This is a genomic window from Pseudomonas sp. LFS044, assembly GCF_047978245.1.
Lineage (GTDB): Bacteria > Pseudomonadota > Gammaproteobacteria > Pseudomonadales > Pseudomonadaceae > Aquipseudomonas.
The window spans coordinates 52,203-75,103 of sequence record NZ_JBFPFX010000005.1 but is presented as its reverse complement, the minus strand read 5'-3'; the positions used below and the strand labels follow the sequence as shown (position 1 = coordinate 75,103).

Genomic DNA, 22,901 nt, shown 5'->3' with positions numbered 1-22,901 from the left:
TCAGGGTTACTCCATGTCGCACCAATCCGATTTGATCAGCGAAGACATCCTCGCTTATCTGGCTCAGCACGAGCGCAAAGAACTGCTGCGTTTCCTCACCTGCGGCAACGTGGATGACGGCAAGAGCACCCTGATCGGGCGCCTGCTGCACGATTCGAAGATGATCTACGAGGACCACCTCGAAGCCATCACCCGTGATTCGAAGAAGTCCGGCACCACCGGCGAAGAAGTCGACCTGGCGCTGCTGGTCGACGGCCTGCAGGCCGAGCGTGAGCAGGGCATTACCATCGATGTCGCCTACCGCTACTTCTCCACCGCCAAGCGCAAGTTCATCATTGCCGACACCCCGGGCCACGAGCAGTACACCCGCAACATGGCCACCGGTGCATCCACCTGTGACCTGGCGATCATCCTGGTCGATGCCCGCTATGGCGTGCAGACCCAGACCCGTCGCCACAGCTACATCGCCTCGTTGCTGGGCATCAAGCACATCGTCGTCGCGGTCAACAAGATGGACCTCAAAGGCTTCGATGAAGGCGTCTTCGAGGCAATCAAGGCTGACTACCTGAAGTTTGCCGAGGCCATCAACCTGACCCCGAGCAGCCTGCACTTCGTGCCAATGTCGGCGCTCAAGGGCGACAACGTGGTCAACCGCAGCGAGCGTTCGCCGTGGTACACCGGCCCTGCGCTGATGGAAATCCTCGAAACCGTGGAAGTGGCGGCCGACCGCAACTTCACCGACCTGCGCTTCCCGGTGCAGTACGTCAACCGCCCGAACCTGAACTTCCGCGGCTTCGCCGGCACGCTCGCCAGCGGCGTGGTGCACAAGGGTGACGAAATCGTCGTACTGCCTTCGGGCAAGAGCAGCCGGGTCAAATCGATCGTCACCTACGAAGGTGAACTGGAAAACGCCGGCCCAGGCCAGGCCGTGACCCTGACCATGGAAGACGAGATCGACATCTCCCGTGGCGACCTGCTGGTGCATGCCGACAACGTGCCGCCGGTGACCGATCAGTTCGACGCCATGCTGGTGTGGATGGCCGAAGAGCCGATGCTCCCAGGCAAGAAATACGACATCAAGCGCGCCACCAGCTATGTGCCGGGCTCGATCGCAAGCATTACCCACAAGGTCGATGTGAACACGCTCGAGAAGGACGCAGCCAGCGCGCTGCAACTGAACGAGATCGGTCGCGTCAAGGTGTCGCTTGACAGCGCCATCGCCCTGGACGGCTACGACAGCAACCGCACCACCGGTGCGTTCATCGTCATCGACCGCCTGACCAACGGCACCGTCGGCGCCGGCATGATCATCGCCCCGCCAGTGCTGCCACACGGCAGCACCGGTCAGCATGGCAAGCTGGCCCACGTTTCCACCGAAGAGCGCGCGCTGCGCTTCGGCCAGCAGCCGGCCACCGTGCTGTTCAGCGGCCTGTCCGGCGCTGGCAAGAGCACCCTGGCCTACGCCGTCGAGCGCAAGCTGTTCGACATGGGCCGTGCGGTGTACGTGCTCGATGGGCAGAACCTGCGCCACGACCTGAACAAGGGCCTGCCACAAGACCGCGCTGGCCGCACCGAGAACTGGCGCCGCGCCGCCCATGTGGCGCGCCAGTTCAACGAAGCCGGCCTGCTGACCCTGGCCGCGTTCGTGGCCCCGGATGCCGAAGGCCGCGAACAGGCCAAGGCACTGATTGGCAAGGAGCGCCTGGTGACCGTTTACGTTCAGGCCTCGCCGCTGGCGTGCCGCGAGCGTGACCCGCAGGGCCTGTATGCGGCTGGTGGCGACAACATCCCGGGTGAGAGCTTCCCGTTCGATGTGCCGCTGGATGCAGACCTGGTGATCGATACCCAGAACACCAGTGTCGACGAGGGCGTGAAGTTGGTGCTGGATGTGCTGCGTCAGCGTGGCGCGATCTAAGTACTGGCTGCCATGCCAAACCCCGCTTCGGCGGGGTTTTTTGTTTATGCAGCGTGCATGGCTCACTACCCGTTACGGGTTGACAGTTGCACAAGTTGAAAGGGCTGGCTCGGTCTAGGTTGTGCTCGAAGGGTCTATTCAGCCCCTGAGGAGGTACCCTCACGACTGCTGCGCATAAAGAAATCCCCGCAATCGCTCACTATCCGTATTTGTCGCACCAGTTCCGGAGAGTTGTTCAGTGCTTGCTGTACCTTTCGTTTTAAGTCGTTTTCATACCGCTTTATCTCACTGCTCATGACCGCTCTCCGATCTGATCGCGCTGTTGACCAAGCCGCTATTCAACAGCCTCGGGCCAGGTGGCTTTCTTGTCCTCAATCCATTTGAAATGCTGATCGTAGTCGCTTCGCCTCTCGCACCCTTGTTTATAGGGGTCCATGTCGCAAGCGAACTTCAGGTCCTGCTTATCAGGTAAAAGCAGGGGTCTCCCATGGACGCATCCTGCCAAAATCGGGATCAACAAGAGTGTAGTTTTTCTCATTTCGTATCCTTGAACAAGGCAAGTCCCTGCGATTTTCGCCAAGCCACCACCTGTGCGATCACCTGCTCGGCGCGGCATTCGTGTGCGGTTTCGGTGTAGTAGATGAGGTCCGAGCCGTCGGGGTGGCCTGCTACAGCGATGAAGTGCTCCAGCAGGCGATCTTGCCAAGCTGAAGTGCCGGCAGCCTGCAGCAATTCTTCCACTACGGACTCGAACTCGGCATAGGTGTCGTCCGCGAGGTTTTGTTTCTGGCTGATCACCACGCCACCTCCGAAGAGAGCGCGTACTGCATGACGCTCATGATGCGCAGGTTGTCGGCGTCATACATCAGGCCGCCGAATTCGGGTGGGGTGAGATGGCAGATCTGGTAAGAACGCAGGCCTTTTGCGGTATCACGGAAGGGCGCGCGGGAGGCCAGCCCCGTTTGATGCGGTTGAGCTGGGAGGGGATGAATTGGTGGGAGTAGATGGGGTCTTCGGCGATTGCCAGCCAGAAGGTTTGGGAGAATTGGTCGAAGTTATTAAAGGAGCGACCTGGCAGTTTCTTAATGATGTGGTTTGGGAGGTCGTAGGCCATAACGGCATCTCTCTCGGTGGGTGATCTTGAGATAATGACTTCGCTTGTCTGGATTTAGAACCTTGACGGCGCCTAGCCTGGCGTAAGGGTTTTCCTACTGACTAGTAGGAATAATCTTGGTCCAAGCTACTGTTGTACTAGCGAAAAGTGTCACCCCGCCGAAGCGGGGTGTATGGCTCAAGGGATTTTCAGTCCGGGCATCTGGTTGGAGGCACGCCACTCTTTCACAATTCTTAGAATTTCTTCGGGGGTGTCCAAACCATCGGCTTCAGGCCAGTAAATAAGGTCGGATCCGCTTGGGTGCTCTGAAATTTCTTTGAATTTAGAAATGCGTGAGTCCAGTTCCTTCTCGCTTACATCATCCGCAGGATCGGTGATGGAGATGATTAGCTCGAGGAATTCAGCTTCTGTGAACTCGGAGAATTGCTTGTTATCCTTCATTGAGATGTCCCGTAATGGATTCGGTTGTGAGCCTCTGGAGTCACCACTTTGATGTTGTCTATGTCGTATACGGATCCGCCTTCCGAAATTGGAATAACATGGTGGAGCATTGCTCATGAGTTTATTATTGGCGGTGTTGAATTGCGTTGAATACACTGGTGTGTTGGCGACGATTTTCCAGAACTCGCTTCTGAACGCATCAAAGTCTCGAAACTCCCGTCCTCTCAACACGGCCGCAATTGCAGATGGAATTGCGGCGCCCGCTTTCCGCGTATCCTCTGAAAGCCAGACACCTTCGATCATTGATCCTTCACCTGTGACTGATCCGGCTCATAGCGTGGACTTTTAAACACCACCAGAATAGGCGGCAGTCCCGAGTCAATCGGGAGCGTGATGATTAGCCGTTCCTGATCCAGTAAATCCAACGCTGGGTAGCTTTCCGTCTCGGTGCTTACATAGTTCAGGCTGCTGCCGGTATAAATGACGGTACCCGGTGGTGCTGAAGGCAGGCTTGTGGAGTTTCCACGCCTACGGCCAACGGGCTGATGGGTATTGCAGCTGCTGCAGCGAAGCGCCTTACTGCGGCACTTAGTGCTTCCAGAAGGGCTGCACTAGCCGTTTCGGCAATTGCTAAGGACGCTGCGCCTAGGGGGCGGAGGGTTGGCGCAGATGCGGCAGTTTGAGTTGTATTGATGTAGCTAACACGTTGGCGCTCTGCTTCAACACGTCGGAGTTCGACCTCTGTCTGTTGCCGTGCCCCTTCCTCGGCAGCCAGTGGCTCGGCCTCTGCCTGATGTCGGGCAGCTTCTTGGGCTGCAGTATGTTGTGCTAACAATTGCTCGACTTTAGCTGCGCGTTGGGCCAGGTCCTGTGTACAGCTGGAATAGACGCCGAGGAATCTGACCGATTCGGTCAATGCAAGCTGAAGTGCTCCAGTAGGCAATCTTGCAAAGCTGAGGTGACGGCAGCCTGCAGCAATTCTTCCACTAGGGACTCGAACTCAGCATAGGTGTAGTCCGCGAGGCTTTGTTTTTGGCTGATTATCACGCCACCTCCGAAGAGAACGCGTACTGCATGGCGCTCATGATGCGCAGGTTGTCGGCGTCATACATCAGGCCGCCGAATACGGGTGGGGTGAGATGGCTGATCTGGTAAGAACGCAGGCCTTTTGCGGTATCACGGAAGGGCGCGAGGGGAGGCCAGCCCTGTTTGATGCGGTTGAGCTGGGAGGGGATGAATTGGTGGGAGTAGATGGGGTCTTCGGCGATTGCCAGCCAGAAGGCTTGGGAGAATCGTCAAAGTTTTCGAAGGTTTGCTCAGCAAGCTTGTTTGCGATGTGCTCGGGTAGTGGGAATTCCATGTCCGCGTCTCTGTTGGGTGATATCGAGATCATGGCTCTGCTTGTTTAGGATGGAAATATTCACCGTGCTACATTAGATGTAGGTTCTTTTTGAAGGGTTTGTAGGAGTGTTCTCACTGCAAAGGGAGGCACCCCGCCGGAGCGGGGTGTACGTTCAGTTTTCCTTGAATCCAGGTTTTCCGTTAGCTGCACGCCACGCTTTGATAATGCTCAGAACTGCTTCAAGCTCACCCTGCTCATCATTTTCAGGCCAGTAAATCAGGTCTGTACCGCTAGGATGCTCGGTCAGTGCAGAAAAGTGCTCCAGCAATGGATCTAGTATCTCATCTGGCTCCTCGGCATTGGCGCGATAGATTTCCTTCAAAAACTCAATGAACTCCAACTCTGTATAATCGCTGTAGTTGGGCTTGATACTCATGACTTGTCTCCATAATGAATCTTATGATGAGCCGCTGGCGTAACAATCCCTGGCTGTGGGGCGTTTTTTACTGATGTGTAGGAATGTTCAATTGCACGCGTGAGGAGGTCAGAGGGCCTGAGTTATCAGGACCTCTGAGTGAACTTTGTCAGGACGTCTTGAAGCTATCTCTACCGTTAGCTAGGCGCCATTCCTTGACGATTCTGAGTATTTCCTGTGGCTCACCATCCTTGCTGGAAGCAGGCTTGTACAATAGATTAATACCAGATGGATGTTCAGTGATTTTTCTAAAATGTAGTAGCAGAGGAGCTAGTACAGCGTCAGGCTCGTCGTCATTTGCTCTGTCGATTTCGTTCAGGAAGTCCAGGAATTCTTCTTCTGTATAGTCGCTGAGTTTTTCTTTAAATATCATTGGTTGTCTCCATAATGAATTCTATTATGAGCCACCGGCGTCACGATTTTAATGTTGTCCATGTCGTAGACTCCGCCGCCCTCACTTATCGGCGTGGAGTGATGGAGCACAAAAGATACCTGACTCCTGTAGATGTCACTGTCATCTACTGGCGGAGCATTCCCGTTTTTCCTCATCCGGCGCAAGCTTCTTTCGTCAAATTGCTTCGAAAGCTCTGAATCATTAGCGATGGCCTTCCAGAATTTTGTTCGGAATGCATCGAAATTTCTGTATTCCGCACCTCTGAGACGGTCAGCAATATGTGCTGGGATTGACGCGCCGTTTTCCCGAGTACCGTCTCCGAGCCAGGTTCCCGTTATCTGCATGCCGACACCTGTAGCGGTCCCCGGCTCATAGCGTGGACTTTTAAACACCACCAGAATAGGCGGCAGTCCCGAGTCAATCGGGAACGTGATGATTAGCCGTTCCTGATCCAGTAAATCCAACGCTGGGTAGCTTTCCGTCTCGGTGCTTACAGGGTTCAGGCTGCTGCCGGTATAAATGACGGTACCCGGTGGTGCTGAAGGCAGGCTTGTGGAGTTTCCATCTTCATCGCCCGGCGCGCTCACGGGCGTCCATGTCAGGATTCGCTGGGGATTGTCCAGCGCGAGGCTGTAAACCTGCCGCTCGCTGTCGAATGTCGCCGCGCGTACCCCTACCGGCTTGCCACCCGGCACTACATAGAGCCCCATTTCGTTCTCGTTCTCATCCCCCGCGAGCAAATACGGCACGTCGACGCTGGCAGATGACATGGCCAGTGCTGCGAGGTCCGGGCCGCCCGCAGGCGAGAGGCTGGAAAGAGGGGCGGTGATCAGATAACGCCGCTCAGCGTTGCCGAGCGCTGATGGCCAGGCTGCAGTCAGCACCGCCACGGTAAGAGGGGGAAGGGATACCAGTGCCGCAGACATTCGGCTAACTGCCGCCGCGATCGCTGCCAGCAGAGCCGTGGATGCGGCCTCGGCAATGCCGAATGTCGCAGCACCTACAGGAATGAAGCTCGGTATTGAAGAGGCGACGCGGGCCTCGTTGATGTAGCTGATATTTTGCCGCGCCGCTTCAAGTCTCTGACGCTCGGCCTCGATGGCTAACCGTTCGGCCTCGGCTTGTTGTCGTGCAGCTTGTTCGGCAGCCAGTCGCTCGGCCTCTGCCTGAAGCCGTGCAGCTTGCTCGGCCGTTGCTTGCTCGGCTACATGCCTGGCTTGTAGTTGCTCCACCTCTATGGCGCGTTGAACCAGGCCGCTCATGGCGCCGCTGAACCATTCCAGATGCCGAATGGACTCCGTTAGCGAGAGTGCTCGGTGATAGTCTGCCCAAAGCGGTCCCGCTCTTCGCGTGGCCTGTTCATCGACAAGGTGCTGCAGTGCTTCGGTCTGCGGCTTGGATAACGGCCCGACAATATTCGGGTTGGGCTCGCTGAAAGCAGGGGTTTCTGATTGCTTGGCACTTATAAGTGCATGGGTGGCATTTAGATATAGCGAAAGTCGTTGGCTGAGCGTGTCGGTTTCCTGAACAGGGGCGGACTGCATCAACTGCTGCTGCACGAAATTTGGCAGGCAGTCAAAGCATATTTGCTGCTCCAGTTGAATTTGCCTGGCTCTGCGATCAATCGCCCGGGGCAGATCTACCGGTGTCTGCGCAAGCTCTGCTTGGTCTACTTGCTGGGCCAATGCGGGGAAATCGCTGGCCAGTGCTCGGTGCTTCTCTGCAATAAGGTGGAGCCTGTAGGCAGCGTCGATTGATGCATTGAAAGTTTCCCAGATTAGTCTGCCCCACTCCTCGGGCGAGCTAGTCAAATCGAACGCGCCGTCATCATTGAGCCGAGTCGCAAATGAGTCGTAGCGTTTATAAAAGGGAATGGCGCCGTAGAACCCGGTTGCCGTTGGCACGGTTTGCAGGTATTCGGTACGCTTTTGTTGCACGTTTGCCGTGATCAACTGTTGTTGAAGTTCGATAAGCTGGGTGGGGCTGGTCGCTGCAGTGTGCGCCTGCTGCTGAATGGCCGCTCTCTCCGCGGCAATTTGTGTGGGAAGTTGTTGCAGGGTAGGAGCGTATTGTTCGGCGTAGCCGTTACTGACAGCCTGATGTTCATCGCCGAATGCTGTTCGCCAGCCCTTTTCGTGGTTAAACCGTGGAGGCCCTCCGGTACCTCGAGGTCGGCCGGCGTCAAGGCCCCAGCCGCCGTATCCTGGCCCTCCACCGCCAGGCAAAGGGCTTAGCGGAGTTCGGTCGGGGGCATGGGCGCTGATCCAGACGGCTTCATTGATATGCAGCGTTCTGGATGCATCAACGTACGAGTTCTGTAAGTGAATGGTGTCATTTTGAGCCATGTAGTCATCCTCCTGATCGCTACATGGCAAGCGTGCTCCAGGCAGTTTTTCCCGTATGTCAGGCGCGGCCTGTCAACCGGTAGGAGTGTTCCGACCGGTTTGAAAGATCTGATTCAGATATGCGTTTCCGACACGGGAATCACGCGTTTTTCCTTAACCGCCTTGTAGGAAAAACTCGAGTAAATCTCCTTCACCCCCGGCAACCGCTGCAGTACTTCCCGGGTAAATTCGCCAAATGACTCCAGGTCCCGCGCCAGGATTTCCAGCAAGAAGTCATAGCGCCCGGAGATGTTGTGGCAGGCCACGATCTCGGGAATTTCCATCAGCCGCTTTTCGAACGCCAAGGCCATGTCCTTGGTGTGGGAATCCATCATGATGCTGACGAAGGCGGTGACGCCGAACCCCAGTGACTTGGGCGAAAGAACCGCCTGGTAGCCAGTGATGTAGCCGTTGTCCTCCAGCAGTTTGACCCGCCGCCAGCAGGGCGAGGTGGTCAATGCTACCTGGTCGGCAAGTTCGGAAACGGTGAGGCGGGCGTTGTCCTGCAGGGCGGCGAGCAGGGCGCGGTCGGTGCGGTCGAGGCTTGCAGGCATGGTTTGCCCTCCTGGTGTGCTTTTTGTTGTTTTTGTTCCAATACACCTGCGAATACGTGGGCAATTTTGGAAAAATTCGGGCAGCTCGGTGGCATAAGCTTATAGCAAACCACCAGAGGCTGTTGCCATGCGCGACTCCCATAACAACAACGGTTTTTCCACACGCGCCATTCATCATGGCTACGACCCGCTTACTCACGGCGGCGCCTTGGTGCCGCCGGTGTATCAGACTGCCACTTATGCCTTCCCTACCGTCGAATACGGTGCGGCGTGCTTTGCCGGGGAGGAGGGCGGGCACGTCTACAGTCGCATTTCCAACCCGACGTTGGCGCTGCTGGAACAGCGCATGGCATCACTGGAAGGGGGCGAGGCGGGGCTGGCATTGGCGTCGGGGATGGGGGCCATCACTTCGACGATGTGGACGCTGCTACGGCCGGGCGACGAGCTGATCGTTGGGCGTACGTTATATGGCTGCACGTTTGCTTTCCTGCACCATGGCATCGGCGAGTTCGGGGTCAAGATCCATCATGTGGACCTTAACGACATCGAGGCGCTCAAGGCAGCGATCACCCGCAAGACACGGATGATCTACTTCGAAACCCCGGCCAACCCCAACATGCAACTGGTCGATATCGCAGGGGTGGCCGACGCAGCGCGTGGGCATGACGTGCATATCGTGGTCGACAACACCTATTGCACACCTTATTTGCAGCGGCCTCTGGAAATGGGGGCCGACCTGGTGGTGCATTCCGCGACAAAATACCTGAGCGGCCATGGTGATATCACGGCGGGCCTGGTGGTCGGGCGCAAGGCGCTGATCGACCGGATTCGCCTGGAAGGGCTGAAGGATATGACCGGCGCGGTGCTGTCGGCGCAGGACGCTTCGCTGTTGATGCGGGGCATCAAGACCTTGGCCTTGCGCATGGACCGCCATTGCGCCAATGCGCAGCAGGTGGCGCAGTTTCTGGCAAGCCAACCGCAGGTCGAGCTGATCCACTACCCAGGGTTGCCATCGTTTGCACAGCATGCGCTGGCCCAGCGCCAGATGCGCTTGCCAGGTGGAATGATTGCGTTCGAGCTCAAAGGTGGGATCGACGCGGGGCGGCGCTTCATGAACGCCTTGCAGCTGTTTGCGCGGGCGGTGAGTTTGGGCGATGCCGAGTCGCTGGCCCAGCACCCGGCGAGCATGACGCATTCCAGCTATACGCCGCAGGAGCGTGCGCACCATGGCATTTCGGAGGGGTTGGTGCGGTTGTCGGTGGGGCTGGAGGATGTCGAGGACTTGATCGCGGATGTGAAGCAGGCATTGGGGTCTTGCAGATAGGTGGCCTGGTCTGGCCCTATCGCCGGCAAGCCGGCTCCTGCAGGTACAGTGGGGGCCTCAAGGGCACTGGTTTTTCTGTGGGGGCGGGCTTGCCTGCGAAGAGGCCGGTAAAACCAGCCCAAGAAAAAGGCCTCTCGCGAGGCCTTGTTTCATTTCAGCGCATCAGCGCTTGAGCCCGTAGCTCTCATCGAGCATGCCCGGCGAGTTCGGCGTCTTTGGCGCGTAGTCTCGAGGCACTTCGGCGGTGTCGCGGGGCGGCGTCAGGCGGTCACGTGGGCCTTGGGCCGCTTCGGAGTGCAGGGCAGCCAGCAGGCGCTGGCGGGTGACGTCGTCGAGGGCCAGGGTGTTGGCGCCTTCGGCCAGGTGATCCTGCACGTCCTGGTAGCTTTGGGTCAGTTTCTTGACCAGCATGGCGGTGCTGTTGAAGTGGGTCACCACTTCGTTCTGGTAGCTGTCGAAGCGCTTCTGGATGTCATCCAGTTGGCGCTGGGTGTTGCTGGGCGCCGCATTGGGCAGCAGGCGGGCCACGATGAAACCGACCGCCACACCGATGACCAGGGCCAGGGTTGGCAACAACCAAACAAGGAGCGAGAGTTCCACGAGTCCTTCCTCTATAAACGGCTTTGCTTTACGTTAACGGCTCAGACCTGCGCTGTATACCGCGAGCGATCGCAAATCAGAACAGAATTCCTCACCTAGACGAATCGACCCCCTTCGAGGTCACGGAGTTAGTGCCTTGCTTGTCCGCGAAACCCCCTTGTTCATCGACGGCCCTGTCGGCCAGCTGGAAGCCTTGTACCTGGACGTGGCCGACGCCCGCGGCGCGGTGCTGATCTGCCACCCCAACCCGGTCCAGGGCGGCACCATGCTCAACAAGGTGGTCTCGACGCTTCAGCGCACGGCGCGTGATGCCGGTTACGTGACCCTGCGCTTCAACTACCGCGGCGTGGGCCAGAGCGCCGGCAGCCATGACATGGGCGCCGGCGAGGTGGCTGATGCCGAGGCCGCCGCCGCCTGGCTGCGTGAAAAACATCCGCAATTGCCGCTGGTGCTGATGGGCTTCTCGTTCGGTGGGTTCGTGGCTACCAGCCTGGCGGGCCGGCTGGAAAGCGCCGATGTCTCGCTGCAACATCTGTTCATGATTGCCCCGGCAGTGATGCGCCTGACCGCAGAGTTCCCGCTGCCCCAGCGTTGCCCGATCACCGTGGTGCAGCCCGATGCCGACGAAGTCGTCGCGCCGCAGTTGGTTTACGAATGGTCCGACAGCCTGTCGCGCCCCCATGAGCTGCTGAAAGTGGCAGAATGCGGACACTTCTTCCATGGCAAGCTGACCGATCTGAAGGATCTGCTGCTGCCGCGCCTTTCGAATTGAGCCAAGCCTGAATAAGCGAACACCCATGACCACGCGCATTCTCACCGGTATCACCACCACCGGCACCCCGCACCTGGGCAACTACGCCGGCGCCATCCGCCCGGCCATCGTCGCCAGCCAGCAGCCCGGTGCCGATTCGTTCTACTTCCTGGCCGACTACCACGCCCTGATCAAGTGCGACGACCCGCTGCGCATTCAGCGTTCGCGCCTTGAAATCGCCGCCACCTGGCTGGCTGGTGGCCTCGACCCGGACAAGGTGACCTTCTACCGCCAGTCCGACATTCCCGAGATCCCCGAGCTGACCTGGCTGCTGACCTGCGTTGCGGCCAAGGGCCTGCTCAACCGCGCGCACGCCTACAAGGCTTCGGTGGACAAGAACCTCGAGGCCGGCGAAGACCCGGATGCCGGCGTGACCATGGGCTTGTACAGCTACCCGGTGCTGATGGCTGCGGACATCCTGATGTTCAACGCTCACAAGGTGCCGGTCGGTCGCGACCAGATCCAGCACGTGGAAATGGCCCGTGATATCGGCCAGCGCTTCAACCACCTGTTTGGCCAGGGCAAAGACTTCTTCGCCCTGCCGGAGGCGGTGATCGAGGAAAGCGTGGCGACCTTGCCGGGCCTGGACGGTCGCAAGATGTCCAAGAGCTACGACAACACCATCCCGCTGTTCACCAGCGCCAAGGACATGAAGGACGCTATCTCGCGCATCGTCACCGATTCGCGTGCGCCCGGCGAAGCCAAGGACCCGGACAACTCGCACCTGTTCACCCTGTTCCAGGCCTTCTCGTCGCCGGCGCAATGTGCCGAGTTCCGCGAAGAACTGCTGCAGGGCCTGGGCTGGGGTGAGGCCAAGCAGCGCCTGTTCCAGTTGCTCGACGGCCAGCTGGCCGAGAAGCGCGAGCATTATCACCAGCTGATTTCACGCCCGGCGGACCTGGAAGACATCCTTCTGGCTGGCGCCACCAAGGCGCGCAAGATCGCCACGCCGTTTCTCGAGCAACTGCGCGAGGCCGTTGGCCTGCGCTCGTTCCGCAGCAGCGTGCAGGCCACGACCGAAGTGAAGAAAAAAGCCGCCAAGAGCGCGCGTTTCGTCAGTTTCCGTGATGAGGACGGCAGCTTCCGTTTCCGCTTGCTGGCCGCCGATGGCGAGCAACTTTTGCTGTCGCGCAGCTTCGCCGACGGCAAGAGCGCGGGTGCCGTAAGCAAGCAATTGCAGCAGGGCGGCGAAGCCGACGTGCGTGTCGAAGGCCTGGGCTTCAGCCTGTGGCTGGGTGATGAGCAGGTTGCAGACGGGCCGCAGTTCGACAGCGCCGAAGCCCGTGACACGGCCGTCGAACGCTTGCGTGAAGCGCTCCAGCCTTTGTAGGAGCGGATTTATCCGCGAAGCAGGCGCCGCGGTGCCTGGCACGGGCTTGGCCCGTGTTCGCGGCTGAAGCCGCTCCTACAGGGACTGCGTGCGGACTGAGACAGTTTGACGCAAGTCTGATTGCCATTAAGCGGGCCGGTCGCTACAGTGACGGCCCGTTTTTTGTTGCCTCGCTAACGAAATCATGACGCCCCTAGAACGATATCAAGCAGATCTGAAACGTCCCGACTTCTTCCATGATGCGGCGCAGGAAACTGCGGTGCGTCACCTCCAGCGTCTGTACGACGACCTGGTGGCGGCCCAGAACAACAAGCCCGGCGTGTTCGGCAAGTTGTTCGGCAAAAAGGAGCAGACGCCGGTCAAGGGCCTGTATTTCTGGGGCGGGGTAGGCCGAGGCAAGACCTATCTGGTCGATACCTTCTTCGAGGCGCTGCCGTTCAAGCAGAAGATGCGTACGCACTTCCATCGCTTCATGAAGCGCGTACACGAGGAAATGAAAACCCTCAAGGGTGAGAAGAACCCGCTGACCATCATTGCCAAGCGCTTCAGTGAAGAAGCCCGGGTGATCTGCTTCGACGAATTCTTCGTTTCCGACATCACCGATGCCATGATTCTCGGCACCCTGATGGAAGAGCTGTTCAAGAATGGCGTATCGCTGGTGGCGACCTCCAACATCGTCCCGGACGGCTTGTACAAGGACGGCCTGCAACGTGCGCGCTTCTTGCCGGCCATCGCCATGATCAAGCAGTACACCGACGTGGTGAACGTCGACAGCGGCGTCGACTACCGCCTGCGTCACCTGGAGCAGGCCGAGTTGTTCCACTACCCGTTGAACGAGGCGGCCGAGCAGAGCATGCGTGCAAGCTTCAAGGCGCTGACGCCGGAGTGCACCCAGGCTGTCGACAATGACGTACTGATGATCGAAAACCGCCCGATCCACGCCCTGCGTACCTGTGACGACGTCGCCTGGTTCGACTTCCGCGCCCTGTGTGACGGGCCGCGCAGCCAGAACGACTACATCGAACTGGGCAAGATCTTCCATGCCGTGCTGCTGAGCAACGTCGAGCAGATGAGTGTCGCCACCGACGACATCGCCCGGCGCTTCATCAACATGGTGGACGAGTTCTACGACCGCAACGTCAAGCTGATCATTTCGGCTGAGGTGGAGCTCAAAGACCTGTACACCGGTGGCCGGCTGGCGTTCGAGTTCCAGCGTACCCTGAGCCGGTTGCTGGAAATGCAGTCGCACGAATTCCTGTCGCGCGCGCACAAGCCGTAATCATTACAGTTGTGGGAGCAACTGTCTTGCTCAAGCTTGCGTGATCGGTGTGTGAGCGGGCTTGCCCGCTCACACATCGGCCCCAGCCATTTCAGGCCTCTTGCATGAATTGCTGCCGATACTGGTTCGGCGACAACTCCGTATGCTGGCGGAACAGCCGCGCGAAGAAGCTGGCATCGTCGTAGCCGACCTCATAACTGATGGTCTTGATGCTCTTGCGCGTACTGGACAGCAACCCCTTGGCCGTTTCGATCCGTAGCCGCTGCAGGTAATGCAATGGCTTGTCGCCGGTCGCGCCCTGGAAACGACGCATGAAGTTGCGAATGCTCATGCCATGGTTGCGGGCGACGTCCTCGAAGCGGAACTTGTCGGCGAAGTGTTCCTCCAGCCAATGCTGGATCTGCAGGATGATCAGGTCCTGGTGCAGCTTCTGGCCACCAAAGCCCATGCGGCCAGGGGTGTAGTTGCGTTGCACCTCATAGAGAATGTCGCGGGCCACGGCACGGGCGACGTTGGCGCCGCAGAAACGCTCGATCAGGTAGATGTACAGGTCGCAGGCCGAAGTGGTGCCGCCAGCGCAGTAGAGGTTGTCGGCATCGGTCAGGTGCTTGTCCTGGTTCAGCCGGATCTTCGGGAAGCGTTCGGCGAAACTGGCGAAAAAGCGCCAGTAGGTAGTCGCCTCCTTGCCGTCGAGCAGGCCTGACTCAGCCAGCCAGAACACCCCGCTGGCCTCGGCGCAGAGCACGGCGCCCCGCGCATGCTGCGCGCGCAGCCATGGCAGCACCTGTGGGTACTGCTGCAAGAGGTTGTCGAAGTCTTCCCAGAAGGCAGGGAGGATGATCACATCGGCATCGTCCAGGCCGCCATCGACCGGCAGCTGCACATTGCTGAAGCTGTCCACGGGCTGGCCGTCCGGGCTCACCAGGCTGATCTCGAACATGGGCTGCAAGCCCAGGCCCAGCTGCTTGCTGTAACGCAGGCTGGCGAGGTGGAAGAAATCCTTGGCCTGCATCAAGGTCGAAGCGAACACCTTGTCAATGGCCAGGATGCTGACGCGCCGCAACGACGCGGAGGGTTGGGTAAACATCATTGTCATTGTTCTTATAGGGTAGAGTGGTCAATCACCGGCTGGATCGTCTTATTTTTTGGCGATTGTGTCTACCCCGCAGAATGTAGCAACGGCCTTGTGTCGAGAAAGGGCCGCAACGCGGCCCCTTCCCGGCTACGGCGCAGGGTTCGGCTGGTCCTGATGGATCGCTTCGATAGCCGCCAACAGCTCGTCACTCAGGTTCAGTTCCACGCTCTTGAGGTTGCTCTCCAGCTGCACCAGGTCGGTGGCACCCATGATGTTGCTGGTCACGAACGGCTGGCGTGTCACGAACGCCAGTGCCATCTGTGCCGGGTCCAGGCCATGGTCCCGGGCCAGTTGCACATAGCGGCTGCAGGCCGCCACGGTCTGCGGGTTGGAGTAGCGGGCGAAGCGGCTGAACAGGGTGAGGCGGCCTTTTTCCGGGCGCGCGCCGTTCTCGTATTTGCCCGAGAGCATGCCGAAAGCCAGTGGCGAGTACGCCAACAGGCCGCACTGCTCGCGGATGGCCACTTCCGCCAGGCCCACTTCAAAGCTGCGGTTGAGCAGGTTGTACGGGTTCTGGATCGACACCGCGCGCGGCCAGCCGCGGCTTTCCGCCAGCTGCAGGAACTTCATGGTGCCCCACGGCGTTTCGTTGGACAGGCCGATGTGGCGGATCTTGCCCGCCCGCACCTGTTCATCGAGCACTTCCAGGGTTTCCTCCAGCGGGGTGAAGTGGTCGTGTGGCAGATGCTGGTAGCCCAGCTTGCCGAAGAAGTTGGTGCTGCGTTCCGGCCAGTGCAGCTGGTAAAGGTCGATGCGGTCCGTGCTTAGCCGTTCGAGGCTGGCGTCCAGGGCTGCAACGATGTGCTGGCGGTTGTGCTTGAGCTGGCCATCGCGGATATGGCTGATGCCGTTGCCGGGGCCTGCCACCTTGCTGGCCAGGATCCAGTCATCGCGGTCGCCGTGCTGGCGGAACCAGTTGCCGATGATGCGTTCGGTGGCGGCGTAGGTTTCGGGGCGGGGAGGGACCGGGTACATTTCGGCGGTGTCGATGAAGTTGACCCCGCTGGCCTTGGCTCGATTGATCTGGGCAAAGGCCTCGGCCTCGTCGTTCTGCTCGCCCCAGGTCATGGTGCCCAGGCACAGGGCGCTGACGTCGAGATCGGTACGGCCGAGCTTGCGGTATTCCATCGGGAAAACACTCCTTGGCAAAGAAGCCCATAAAAGCAGGTTGAAATTTTTCGCGCAATCTGGATAATTCGGCACCTCTCCGTGTGGTGGGAGTGATGCACCGCCGCGCAGGAAGAACCCCGTCGAACATTGGCGTGCCCGACCCGAGCCCCCAAAAGCGTCTGTGTTCGGCTGCGCGCTTGCCCTTGGCAAGCTGTGCACTATCCAGTAAGATTCGCCGTCTATTTTTCGCTGGGCGGCCTCTGAGGCTTTAGAGAATGAAAACTTTTACTGCTAAACCGGAAACAGTAAAGCGCGAGTGGTTCGTAGTCGACGCCGCTGGTCAGACCCTGGGTCGTCTGGCTACCGAAATCGCTAGCCGTCTGCGTGGCAAACACAAACCAGAATACACCCCTCACGTTGACACCGGCGACTACATCGTCGTCATCAACGCCGAGCAGATCCGTGTAACTGGCGCCAAGTCTTCCGACAAGATGTACTACTCCCACTCCGGCTTCCCAGGCGGCATCAAGGAAATCAACTTCGAGAAGTTGATCGCCAAAGCCCCTGAGCGTGTTATCGAAACCGCGGTCAAAGGCATGCTGCCGAAGAACCCGCTGGGTCGCGACATGTACCGTAAGCTGAAAGTGTACGCGGGTGCTGCTCACCCACACACTGCTCAGCAGCCTCAAGAACTGAAGATCTAACGGGATAGTTCATTATGTCGGCGACTCAAAATTACGGCACTGGCCGTCGCAAGACCGCAACCGCTCGCGTTTTCCTGCGTCCGGGTACTGGTAACATCTCCATCAACAACCGTTCTCTGGACGTGTTCTTCGGTCGCGAAACCGCTCGCATGGTTGTTCGTCAGCCGCTCGAGCTGACCGAAACCACCGAGAAGTTCGACATCTACGTCACCGTTGCCGGTGGTGGTGTCAGCGGTCAAGCCGGTGCGATCCGTCACGGTATCACCCGCGCTCTGATGGAATACGACGAAACTCTGCGTGGCGCTCTGCGTCGTGCTGGCTTCGTTACCCGCGACGCTCGTGAAGTCGAGCGTAAGAAAGTGGGTCTGCGTAAAGCGCGTAAGCGTCCTCAGTACTCCAAGCGTTAATACCGCTTCGGCAGTCGAAAAAAGCCCGGTTCCTTGGAACCGGGCTTTTTTTATGTCTTGAACTAACCTGTCAGCATGTCCGGGGCGACCCGCCGCATAGACGCAGATCAAGCAAAGCGAGGGTTGTAGCCGTACCCCGGCTAATCACCTTGTCACTGTGTGGTTTTGTTTCTTACCATGGCGGCCAACTTTTAGTGCCACAGACATTACCTAAGTACAGGCCTGGTTCAACAGGCCAAGCAAGCTGATGGGAGAGGACTGAATGAGCAATGACGGCGTCAACGCAGGCCGGCGCCGCTTCCTCGTAGCCGCGACATCCGTGGTCGGGGCAGCGGGGGCAGTGGGGGCTGCGGTACCGTTCGTGGGGTCATGGTTTCCCAGTGCCAAGGCAAAGGCTGCCGGTGCACCGGTGAAGGTGAATATCGCCAAGGTGGAGCCTGGGCAGCAGATGGTCGCGGAATGGCGGGGGCAGCCCGTTTTCATCGTGCGGCGAACGCAAGAAATCCTCGGGAATCTCAAGAAACTCACTGGGGAGCTGTCTGACCCTGAGTCGAAAGCGTCGGAGCAGCCGACCTACGTCGACCCGGAAGTTCGCTCCATCAAGCCAGAACTGCTCATCCTCGTAGGCCTGTGCACGCACCTGGGCTGCTCGCCGACCTTCCGCCCGGAAGTCGCGCCCGCCGACCTGGGGCCGAAATGGGTGGGTGGCTATTTCTGCCCGTGCCACGGCTCCCATTACGACCTGGCTGGCCGTGTGTATAAGTCGCAGCCGGCGCCTCTCAACCTGCCAGTGCCACCGCACTCTTACGAGTCGGATGACATTGTCGTCATCGGCGTCGACCAGGAGAAAGCATGATGAGCAAGTTCATGGACTGGATTGACGCTCGCTTCCCCGCCACCAAGATGTGGGAAGACCACCTGAGCAAGTATTACGCGCCCAAGAACTTCAACTTCCTGTATTTCTTCGGCTCGCTGGCGCTGCTGGTGCTGGTCAACCAGATCGTCACTGGCGTGTGGTTGACCATGAGCTTCACGCCCTCGGCTGAAGAGGCCTTTGCCTCGGTCGAGTACATCATGCGTGACGTGGAGTACGGTTGGATATTGCGCTACCTGCATTCTACGGGGGCTTCGGCGTTCTTTATCGTGGTCTACCTGCACATGTTCCGCGGCCTGCTCTACGGCTCCTACCAGAAGCCGCGCGAGTTGGTGTGGCTGTTCGGCATGCTGATCTACCTGGCGCTGATGGCAGAGGCCTTCATGGGCTACCTGCTGCCGTGGGGGCAGATGTCGTACTGGGGTGCCCAGGTGATCATCTCGCTGTTTGGTGCCATCCCGGTGATTGGTGGCGACCTTACCCAGTGGATTCGCGGCGACTACCTGATCTCCGGCATTACCCTCAACCGCTTCTTCGCGCTGCATGTGGTGGCCCTGCCAATCGTCATTCTCGGGCTGGTCGTGCTGCATATTCTGGCCCTGCACGAGGTGGGCTCGAACAACCCGGATGGGGTCGACATCAAGAAGAAAAAGGACGAGAACGGTATTCCGCTCGACGGCATCCCGTTCCACCCGTACTACACCGTCAAAGACATTGTCGGGGTAGTGGTGTTTCTCTTCGTATTCTGCGCAGTGGTGTTCTTCTTCCCGGAAATGGGTGGTTACTTCCTGGAAAAACCCAACTTCGAGCAGGCCAACGCGTTCAAGACGCCTGAGCATATCGCGCCGGTCTGGTACTTCACGCCGTTCTACGCGATCTTGCGCGCGGTGCCCGACAAGCTGCTGGGCGTGATCGCGATGGGCGCTGCCATCGCCGTGCTGTTCGTATTGCCATGGCTCGACCGCAGCCCGGTGCGCTCCATGCGCTACAAGGGCTGGATCAGCAAGGTCTTCCTGCTGGTGTTCTGCATAGCCTTCGTCATCCTCGGCGTGCTGGGGGTACTGGCACCGACGCCGGGGCGCACCTTGCTCTCGCAGGTGTGCACGGTGTTGTACTTCGCCTACTTCCTGCTGATGCCGTTCTACACAAGGCTTGAGAAGACCAAACCGGTTCCGGAAAGGGTGACTGGCTGATGAAAAAGTTGATTGCAGTATTTTTGCTGGCAGTGATGCCCGCCTTTTCCTTCGCTGCCGAACATGGCCTGGAGCTGGACAAGGTCGATATCGACCTGGCGGACAAGGCCGCCATGCAGGACGGTGCGCGGACCTTTGCCAACTATTGCATGGGCTGCCACAGCGCCAAGTTCCAGCGCTATGAGCGTGTTGCCGACGACCTGGGGATTCCCCATGAGCTGATGCTGGAGAAGCTGGTGTTCACCGGTGCCAAGATCGGTGACCACATGACCATCGGCATGAAGCCCAGTGATGCCAAGACCTGGTTCGGTGCAGCGCCGCCTGACTTGACCCTGGTCGCCCGGGTGCGCGGCACTGACTGGCTGTACAGCTACCTGCGCAGCTTCTACGAAGACCCTTCGCGCCCGTACGGCGTGAACAACAAGGTGTTCCCGAACGTTGGCATGCCCAACGTGCTGGTCGGCCTGCAGGGTAACCAGGTGATTGGCTGCAAGCAGGTGCAGATGGTGGTTGATGGCAAGAAACAATTCGACCCATTGACGGGGAGCCCGCTGACGCATGAAGCGTGTGACCAGCTGACCATCACGCCGAATTCCGGTACCCTGACGGCCGAGCAGTTCGACGAGAAGGTCAAGAACCTGGTGACCTTCCTGGCCTATTCGGCCAACCCGGTCAAACTGGAAAGCCAGCGCATCGGTACCTACGTGTTGCTGTACCTGGCTTTCTTCTTCGTGTTCGCCTACTTGCTCAAGCGCGAATACTGGAAGGACGTGCACTGATCACGCAGTAGTTTCTGGTAGTTGAACGCGCCCGGGGGAGCCTAGCAATATTGCCAGGCTGCCCCGGGCGCGTTTTCATTTAGAGTTTTACGCATGCCTTGCGAGGAGGCGCTACATGGGCGCGACCAACCGGTTAGCCTGCTATTCCGATCCCGCTGACCATTATTCTCATCGGGTACGCCTCGTTCTCGCCGAGAAAGGTGTCAGCGTACAGATCATCGACGTCGATCCCGGCCGCCTGCCGCCCAAGCTGGTTGAGGTGAACCCTTACGGCAGCGTGCCGACCCTGGTCGATCGTGACCTGGCGTTGTATGAGTCGACCGTGGTGATGGAATACCTCGAGGAGCGTTACCCGCACCCGCCACTGATGCCGGTGTATCCGGTGGCGCGTGGTAACAGCCGTTTGCTGATACACCGCATCCAGCGTGACTGGTGCGCGCTGGCCGATACCGTGCTCGACCCGCGCAGCAGCGATGCCGCCCGCGCCGAGGCGCGCAAGGCGCTACGAGAGAGCCTGACCGGGGTCTCACCGCTGTTCGGTGAGTTCGCTTGCTTCATGAGTGATGAGCAAAGCCTGGTCGATTGTTGTCTATTGCCCATACTCTGGCGTTTGCCGGTGCTGGGTATCGAATTGCCGCGGCAAGCCAAGCCGCTGCTTGATTACATGGAGCGGCAGTTTGCCCGTGAGCCATTCCTGGCCAGCCTGTCCTCCGTTGAACGTGAAATGCGCAAGCTTTAAGGAGCTGTTGATGAACTCCAGTCGCCCCTATCTGGTTCGAGCACTGTACGAGTGGATCGTCGACAACGATTGCACCCCTCATATGCTGGTCAATGCCGAGTTTCCGGCTGTCCAGGTGCCGCAAGGTTTTGCCAGTGACGGCCAGATCGTCCTGAACATTTCTCCGAGTGCCGTGCGCAACCTGCACATGGACAACGATGCGGTGAGCTTCGAGGGGCGCTTCGGCGGTGTTGCCCATTCGCTGTTCGTGCCGGTCGGCGCCATTCTGGGTATTTACGCCCGTGAGAACGGCCAAGGCATGGTCTTTGAGCTCGAGCCGTCGTTGCTGGACAGTGAAGAGCTGGAGAATGATGACGTGGAGCCGGATGACGATGGCCCGCCGGAAGGGGGGGGGCAGCCACCGCGTCCGAGTGGTCGGCCAAGCCTGAAGGTGGTCAAGTAACAAAAAAAGGCGACCTTTAGGGGTCGCCTTTTTTCTTTGTCGCATCGCTGCGCTTACAGATCGCTGATCGTGCGAATCTGGTCGCGGTTGATGCGAGTCTGCTTGCCATCGAGTTGCTGGAACTCGTAGAAGCCGGAATCCTGGTCGAATTTCGGCTCGTCAACGGTCTGGAATTCGCGGCCGTCATTCAGGGTGATGAGGCTGGGTGTGGAGCAGCCGGCCAGGGTGGCGAAGGTGCCAAACAGCAGGGCAGGCAGCAAAAGCTTTTTCATGCGGTGTTTCCCGGGTTCTGGAAGGGTGGAGCACGTTCGTTGCCTACACCGGCCCGCGACAGGCCGGCGCAGGCAGAGGCATCAGTCGATGTACTCGAACAGTTTGACGATCTTCTGCACGCCCGACACGCCCTGTACCACGGCAGTGGCCGAGTTGGCTTCTTGCTGGGTCACCAGGCCGAGCAGGTAGACGATACCGTTCTCGGTGATCACCTTGATGCGCGAGCTGGGCACGGCATTGTCGGTCAGCATCTGGGTCTTGATCTTGGTGGTCAGCCAGGCGTCGTTGTTGCGCGCAAGGATGGAGGAGGGCTGCATGACCTGCAGCTCGTTGTGCACCTTCTTGACGCGCTGCACTTGGCCGGCGGTTTGTTCAGCCAGGCTCTTGAGGTCTGCCCGCGGGGTCTGGCCTGCCAGCAGCACAACGCCGTTGTAGCTGCTGACGACGATGTGCGAGCCGTTGTCCAGGTCAGGGCTGGCCTTGGAAATGTTGACCGCGGCCTTGGTTTCGATCAGCGAGTCGTCGATCTTGCTGCCGATGGTGCGTGTACCGCGATCGTCTTCGATCGGCGAGTTACGGGTCGAGGTCAATACCGAGCTGCAGCCGGTGACGCTCAGGCACAGGGTCAGGGCCATCAGGCCGAGGCGCTTGGGGATCATTCTTCACTCCCGAACAGTTGGCTGTCGATCAGATCGCACAGGCAGTGGATCGCCAGCAGGTGGACTTCCTGAATACGTGCAGTGACCGTCGAAGGCACGCGGATTTCCACGTCCTCGGGCAGCAGCAACGAAGCCATGCCGCCGCCGTCACGTCCGGTCAATGCTACGACAATCATTTCGCGATCATGTGCGGCCTGGATCGCTTGAATTACGTTGGCCGAGTTGCCGCTGGTCGAAATCGCCAGCAGAACGTCGCCGGGCTGGCCCAGGGCGCGGATCTGCTTGGAGAAGATTTCGTTGTAGCTGTAGTCGTTGGCGATCGAGGTCAGTGTCGAGCTGTCGGTGGTCAGGGCGATCGCCGGCAGGCTCGGGCGCTCGCGCTCGAAGCGGTTGAGCAGTTCCGAAGAAAAGTGCTGGGCGTCGCCGGCCGAGCCGCCGTTGCCGCAGGCGAGCATCTTGCCCTCGTTGAGCAGCGCATTGACCATGACCAGGCTGGCCTGCTCGATGTGCGGTGCCAGGATGTCCATTGCCTGTTGCTTGGTATCGATGCTGGCCTGGAACAGCCGGCGGATTCGGGATTGCATGTCCATCTGGTGACCTTAAGTGGGGCGGTGGCCTTTGCT

The 22,901-nt window shown here is 59.2% G+C and carries 27 protein-coding genes and 1 pseudogene; 12 read left to right on the top strand and 16 right to left on the bottom strand.

Annotated elements, in window-relative coordinates; genetic code table 11:
- Positions 1 to 13: 13 nt before the first annotated feature.
- Positions 14 to 1,915: a sulfate adenylyltransferase subunit CysN gene (cysN, locus tag ACNQPL_RS05655; protein ID WP_346615563.1), complete on the top strand. Its 1,902-nt coding sequence runs from the start codon at positions 14 to 16 to the stop codon at positions 1,913 to 1,915.
- Positions 1,916 to 2,449: 534 nt separating this feature from the next.
- Here the strand turns inward: cysN and ACNQPL_RS05650 are convergent.
- The 10 genes and pseudogenes from ACNQPL_RS05650 to ACNQPL_RS05605 all read right to left on the bottom strand — a co-directional run bounded on the left by ACNQPL_RS05650 (position 2,450) and on the right by ACNQPL_RS05605 (position 8,619).
- Positions 2,450 to 2,713: a bacteriocin immunity protein gene (locus ACNQPL_RS05650; protein WP_416466173.1), complete on the bottom strand. Its 264-nt coding sequence runs from the start codon at positions 2,711 to 2,713 to the stop codon at positions 2,450 to 2,452.
- 67 nt (positions 2,714 to 2,780) lie between these two features.
- Complete coding sequence (locus tag ACNQPL_RS05645; protein WP_416466172.1) at positions 2,781 to 3,029, bottom strand: hypothetical protein; 249 nt, start codon at positions 3,027 to 3,029, stop codon at positions 2,781 to 2,783.
- Positions 3,030 to 3,206: 177 nt separating this feature from the next.
- Positions 3,207 to 3,470 carry a bacteriocin immunity protein gene (locus ACNQPL_RS05640; protein WP_416466171.1) on the bottom strand — a complete coding sequence of 88 codons (264 nt, stop codon included), beginning with the start codon at positions 3,468 to 3,470 and terminating at the stop codon, positions 3,207 to 3,209.
- Positions 3,467 to 3,773, bottom strand: a pseudogene (locus tag ACNQPL_RS05635) (HNH endonuclease signature motif containing protein). Before ACNQPL_RS05635 ends, ACNQPL_RS05640 begins: the two are co-directional and overlap by 4 nt.
- Positions 3,770 to 3,952, bottom strand: a complete 183-nt coding sequence (locus ACNQPL_RS05630; RefSeq protein WP_416466250.1) for an S-type pyocin domain-containing protein — start codon at positions 3,950 to 3,952, stop codon at positions 3,770 to 3,772. The pseudogene ACNQPL_RS05635 and the gene ACNQPL_RS05630 overlap by 4 nt, the downstream one beginning before the upstream one ends.
- 561 nt (positions 3,953 to 4,513) lie before the next feature.
- Positions 4,514 to 4,705, bottom strand: coding sequence for a hypothetical protein (locus tag ACNQPL_RS05625; RefSeq protein WP_416466249.1), 192 nt, complete (start codon positions 4,703 to 4,705; stop codon positions 4,514 to 4,516).
- 279 nt (positions 4,706 to 4,984) lie between these two features.
- Positions 4,985 to 5,248 (bottom strand): bacteriocin immunity protein, encoded by a 264-nt coding sequence (locus ACNQPL_RS05620; protein WP_416466170.1) that lies wholly within the window; start codon positions 5,246 to 5,248, stop codon positions 4,985 to 4,987.
- Between the two features lie 148 nt (positions 5,249 to 5,396).
- Positions 5,397 to 5,660, bottom strand: coding sequence for a bacteriocin immunity protein (locus ACNQPL_RS05615; protein ID WP_346615560.1), 264 nt, complete (start codon positions 5,658 to 5,660; stop codon positions 5,397 to 5,399).
- Complete coding sequence (locus ACNQPL_RS05610) at positions 5,657 to 8,026, bottom strand: S-type pyocin domain-containing protein (protein ID WP_416466169.1); 2,370 nt, start codon at positions 8,024 to 8,026, stop codon at positions 5,657 to 5,659. The genes ACNQPL_RS05615 and ACNQPL_RS05610 overlap by 4 nt, the downstream gene beginning before the upstream one ends.
- Positions 8,027 to 8,139: 113 nt before the next feature.
- A complete protein-coding gene (locus tag ACNQPL_RS05605) occupies positions 8,140 to 8,619 on the bottom strand; it encodes an Lrp/AsnC family transcriptional regulator (RefSeq protein ID WP_346615558.1) in 480 nt (159 codons plus the stop codon).
- 127 nt (positions 8,620 to 8,746) lie between these two features.
- On the opposite strand from ACNQPL_RS05605, the gene ACNQPL_RS05600 reads away from it, so the two are divergent.
- Positions 8,747 to 9,943, top strand: coding sequence for a methionine gamma-lyase (locus ACNQPL_RS05600; RefSeq protein ID WP_416466168.1), 1,197 nt, complete (start codon positions 8,747 to 8,749; stop codon positions 9,941 to 9,943).
- Positions 9,944 to 10,105: 162 nt separating this feature from the next.
- Here the strand turns inward: ACNQPL_RS05600 and ACNQPL_RS05595 are convergent, their stop codons facing one another.
- A complete protein-coding gene (locus tag ACNQPL_RS05595; RefSeq protein WP_346615556.1) occupies positions 10,106 to 10,543 on the bottom strand; it encodes a YhcB family protein in 438 nt (145 codons plus the stop codon).
- Positions 10,544 to 10,679: 136 nt separating this feature from the next.
- Here ACNQPL_RS05595 and ACNQPL_RS05590 point away from each other — a divergent pair, with 136 nt between their 5' ends.
- The 3 genes from ACNQPL_RS05590 to zapE all read left to right on the top strand — a co-directional run bounded on the left by ACNQPL_RS05590 (position 10,680) and on the right by zapE (position 13,963).
- Entirely contained in the window at positions 10,680 to 11,315 is a 636-nt protein-coding gene (locus ACNQPL_RS05590; protein ID WP_346615555.1) for an alpha/beta hydrolase, read from the top strand.
- 25 nt (positions 11,316 to 11,340) lie between these two features.
- Positions 11,341 to 12,684, top strand: a complete 1,344-nt coding sequence (locus tag ACNQPL_RS05585) for a tryptophan--tRNA ligase (protein WP_346615554.1) — start codon at positions 11,341 to 11,343, stop codon at positions 12,682 to 12,684.
- 184 nt (positions 12,685 to 12,868) lie between these two features.
- A complete protein-coding gene (gene zapE, locus ACNQPL_RS05580) occupies positions 12,869 to 13,963 on the top strand; it encodes a cell division protein ZapE (protein WP_346615553.1) in 1,095 nt (364 codons plus the stop codon).
- Between the two features lie 91 nt (positions 13,964 to 14,054).
- On the opposite strand, the gene ACNQPL_RS05575 is transcribed toward zapE, so the two are convergent.
- Both ACNQPL_RS05575 and ACNQPL_RS05570 read right to left on the bottom strand, forming a co-directional pair.
- Positions 14,055 to 14,975 carry a GlxA family transcriptional regulator gene (locus ACNQPL_RS05575; RefSeq protein WP_346615604.1) on the bottom strand — a complete coding sequence of 307 codons (921 nt, stop codon included), beginning with the start codon at positions 14,973 to 14,975 and terminating at the stop codon, positions 14,055 to 14,057.
- A 210-nt stretch (positions 14,976 to 15,185) separates the two neighbouring features.
- Positions 15,186 to 16,226, bottom strand: coding sequence for an NADP(H)-dependent aldo-keto reductase (locus tag ACNQPL_RS05570; RefSeq protein ID WP_416466167.1), 1,041 nt, complete (start codon positions 16,224 to 16,226; stop codon positions 15,186 to 15,188).
- Positions 16,227 to 16,483: 257 nt separating this feature from the next.
- On the opposite strand from ACNQPL_RS05570, the gene rplM reads away from it, so the two are divergent.
- The 7 genes from rplM to ACNQPL_RS05535 all read left to right on the top strand — a co-directional run bounded on the left by rplM (position 16,484) and on the right by ACNQPL_RS05535 (position 21,346).
- Positions 16,484 to 16,912: a 50S ribosomal protein L13 gene (gene rplM, locus ACNQPL_RS05565; RefSeq protein WP_008097538.1), complete on the top strand. Its 429-nt coding sequence runs from the start codon at positions 16,484 to 16,486 to the stop codon at positions 16,910 to 16,912.
- A gap of 14 nt (positions 16,913 to 16,926) precedes the next feature.
- On the top strand, positions 16,927 to 17,319 hold the full coding sequence (gene rpsI / locus ACNQPL_RS05560) for a 30S ribosomal protein S9 (RefSeq protein WP_346615551.1): 393 nt from the start codon (positions 16,927 to 16,929) through the stop codon (positions 17,317 to 17,319).
- A 262-nt stretch (positions 17,320 to 17,581) separates the two neighbouring features.
- Positions 17,582 to 18,175, top strand: coding sequence for a ubiquinol-cytochrome c reductase iron-sulfur subunit (gene petA, locus ACNQPL_RS05555; protein ID WP_346615550.1), 594 nt, complete (start codon positions 17,582 to 17,584; stop codon positions 18,173 to 18,175).
- Positions 18,175 to 19,386: a cytochrome b gene (locus tag ACNQPL_RS05550; RefSeq protein WP_346615603.1), complete on the top strand. Its 1,212-nt coding sequence runs from the start codon at positions 18,175 to 18,177 to the stop codon at positions 19,384 to 19,386. Before petA ends, ACNQPL_RS05550 begins: the two co-directional genes overlap by 1 nt.
- Positions 19,386 to 20,165 (top strand): cytochrome c1, encoded by a 780-nt coding sequence (locus ACNQPL_RS05545; protein ID WP_346615549.1) that lies wholly within the window; start codon positions 19,386 to 19,388, stop codon positions 20,163 to 20,165. Before ACNQPL_RS05550 ends, ACNQPL_RS05545 begins: the two co-directional genes overlap by 1 nt.
- A 115-nt stretch (positions 20,166 to 20,280) precedes the next feature.
- Positions 20,281 to 20,904, top strand: a complete 624-nt coding sequence (locus tag ACNQPL_RS05540) for a glutathione S-transferase N-terminal domain-containing protein (RefSeq protein ID WP_416466166.1) — start codon at positions 20,281 to 20,283, stop codon at positions 20,902 to 20,904.
- 10 nt (positions 20,905 to 20,914) lie between these two features.
- Complete coding sequence (locus tag ACNQPL_RS05535) at positions 20,915 to 21,346, top strand: ClpXP protease specificity-enhancing factor (protein WP_346615546.1); 432 nt, start codon at positions 20,915 to 20,917, stop codon at positions 21,344 to 21,346.
- A 53-nt stretch (positions 21,347 to 21,399) separates the two neighbouring features.
- Here ACNQPL_RS05535 and ACNQPL_RS05530 read toward each other — a convergent pair whose 3' ends face one another.
- The 3 genes from ACNQPL_RS05530 to ACNQPL_RS05520 all read right to left on the bottom strand — a co-directional run bounded on the left by ACNQPL_RS05530 (position 21,400) and on the right by ACNQPL_RS05520 (position 22,868).
- Positions 21,400 to 21,618, bottom strand: a complete 219-nt coding sequence (locus tag ACNQPL_RS05530; RefSeq protein WP_346615686.1) for a YgdI/YgdR family lipoprotein — start codon at positions 21,616 to 21,618, stop codon at positions 21,400 to 21,402.
- Positions 21,619 to 21,699: 81 nt separating this feature from the next.
- Positions 21,700 to 22,278 carry a BON domain-containing protein gene (locus tag ACNQPL_RS05525; RefSeq protein ID WP_346615687.1) on the bottom strand — a complete coding sequence of 193 codons (579 nt, stop codon included), beginning with the start codon at positions 22,276 to 22,278 and terminating at the stop codon, positions 21,700 to 21,702.
- Positions 22,275 to 22,868 carry a phosphoheptose isomerase gene (locus tag ACNQPL_RS05520; protein WP_008097558.1) on the bottom strand — a complete coding sequence of 198 codons (594 nt, stop codon included), beginning with the start codon at positions 22,866 to 22,868 and terminating at the stop codon, positions 22,275 to 22,277. The genes ACNQPL_RS05525 and ACNQPL_RS05520 overlap by 4 nt, the downstream gene beginning before the upstream one ends.
- Between the last annotated feature and the right edge of the window lie 33 nt (positions 22,869 to 22,901).

Bases quoted from the DNA above. Each gene is read 5' to 3' on its own strand.
- cysN (WP_346615563.1), top strand. From the start codon at position 14: ATGTCGCACCAATCCGATTTGATCAGCGAAGACATCCTCGCTTATCTG.
- ACNQPL_RS05645 (WP_416466172.1), bottom strand. From the start codon at position 3,029: ATGGCCTACGACCTCCCAAACCACATCATTAAGAAACTGCCAGGTCGC.
- ACNQPL_RS05640 (WP_416466171.1), bottom strand. From the start codon at position 3,470: ATGAAGGATAACAAGCAATTCTCCGAGTTCACAGAAGCTGAATTCCTC.
- ACNQPL_RS05620 (WP_416466170.1), bottom strand. From the start codon at position 5,248: ATGAGTATCAAGCCCAACTACAGCGATTATACAGAGTTGGAGTTCATT.
- ACNQPL_RS05615 (WP_346615560.1), bottom strand. From the start codon at position 5,660: ATGATATTTAAAGAAAAACTCAGCGACTATACAGAAGAAGAATTCCTG.
- ACNQPL_RS05610 (WP_416466169.1), bottom strand. From the start codon at position 8,026: ATGGCTCAAAATGACACCATTCACTTACAGAACTCGTACGTTGATGCA.
- ACNQPL_RS05605 (WP_346615558.1), bottom strand. From the start codon at position 8,619: ATGCCTGCAAGCCTCGACCGCACCGACCGCGCCCTGCTCGCCGCCCTG.
- ACNQPL_RS05600 (WP_416466168.1), top strand. From the start codon at position 8,747: ATGCGCGACTCCCATAACAACAACGGTTTTTCCACACGCGCCATTCAT.
- ACNQPL_RS05585 (WP_346615554.1), top strand. From the start codon at position 11,341: ATGACCACGCGCATTCTCACCGGTATCACCACCACCGGCACCCCGCAC.
- zapE (WP_346615553.1), top strand. From the start codon at position 12,869: ATGACGCCCCTAGAACGATATCAAGCAGATCTGAAACGTCCCGACTTC.
- ACNQPL_RS05575 (WP_346615604.1), bottom strand. From the start codon at position 14,975: ATGCAGGCCAAGGATTTCTTCCACCTCGCCAGCCTGCGTTACAGCAAG.
- ACNQPL_RS05570 (WP_416466167.1), bottom strand. From the start codon at position 16,226: ATGGAATACCGCAAGCTCGGCCGTACCGATCTCGACGTCAGCGCCCTG.
- rplM (WP_008097538.1), top strand. From the start codon at position 16,484: ATGAAAACTTTTACTGCTAAACCGGAAACAGTAAAGCGCGAGTGGTTC.
- rpsI (WP_346615551.1), top strand. From the start codon at position 16,927: ATGTCGGCGACTCAAAATTACGGCACTGGCCGTCGCAAGACCGCAACC.
- petA (WP_346615550.1), top strand. From the start codon at position 17,582: ATGAGCAATGACGGCGTCAACGCAGGCCGGCGCCGCTTCCTCGTAGCC.
- ACNQPL_RS05550 (WP_346615603.1), top strand. From the start codon at position 18,175: ATGAGCAAGTTCATGGACTGGATTGACGCTCGCTTCCCCGCCACCAAG.
- ACNQPL_RS05545 (WP_346615549.1), top strand. From the start codon at position 19,386: ATGAAAAAGTTGATTGCAGTATTTTTGCTGGCAGTGATGCCCGCCTTT.
- ACNQPL_RS05540 (WP_416466166.1), top strand. From the start codon at position 20,281: ATGGGCGCGACCAACCGGTTAGCCTGCTATTCCGATCCCGCTGACCAT.
- ACNQPL_RS05535 (WP_346615546.1), top strand. From the start codon at position 20,915: ATGAACTCCAGTCGCCCCTATCTGGTTCGAGCACTGTACGAGTGGATC.
- ACNQPL_RS05530 (WP_346615686.1), bottom strand. From the start codon at position 21,618: ATGAAAAAGCTTTTGCTGCCTGCCCTGCTGTTTGGCACCTTCGCCACC.
- ACNQPL_RS05525 (WP_346615687.1), bottom strand. From the start codon at position 22,278: ATGATCCCCAAGCGCCTCGGCCTGATGGCCCTGACCCTGTGCCTGAGC.
- ACNQPL_RS05520 (WP_008097558.1), bottom strand. From the start codon at position 22,868: ATGGACATGCAATCCCGAATCCGCCGGCTGTTCCAGGCCAGCATCGAT.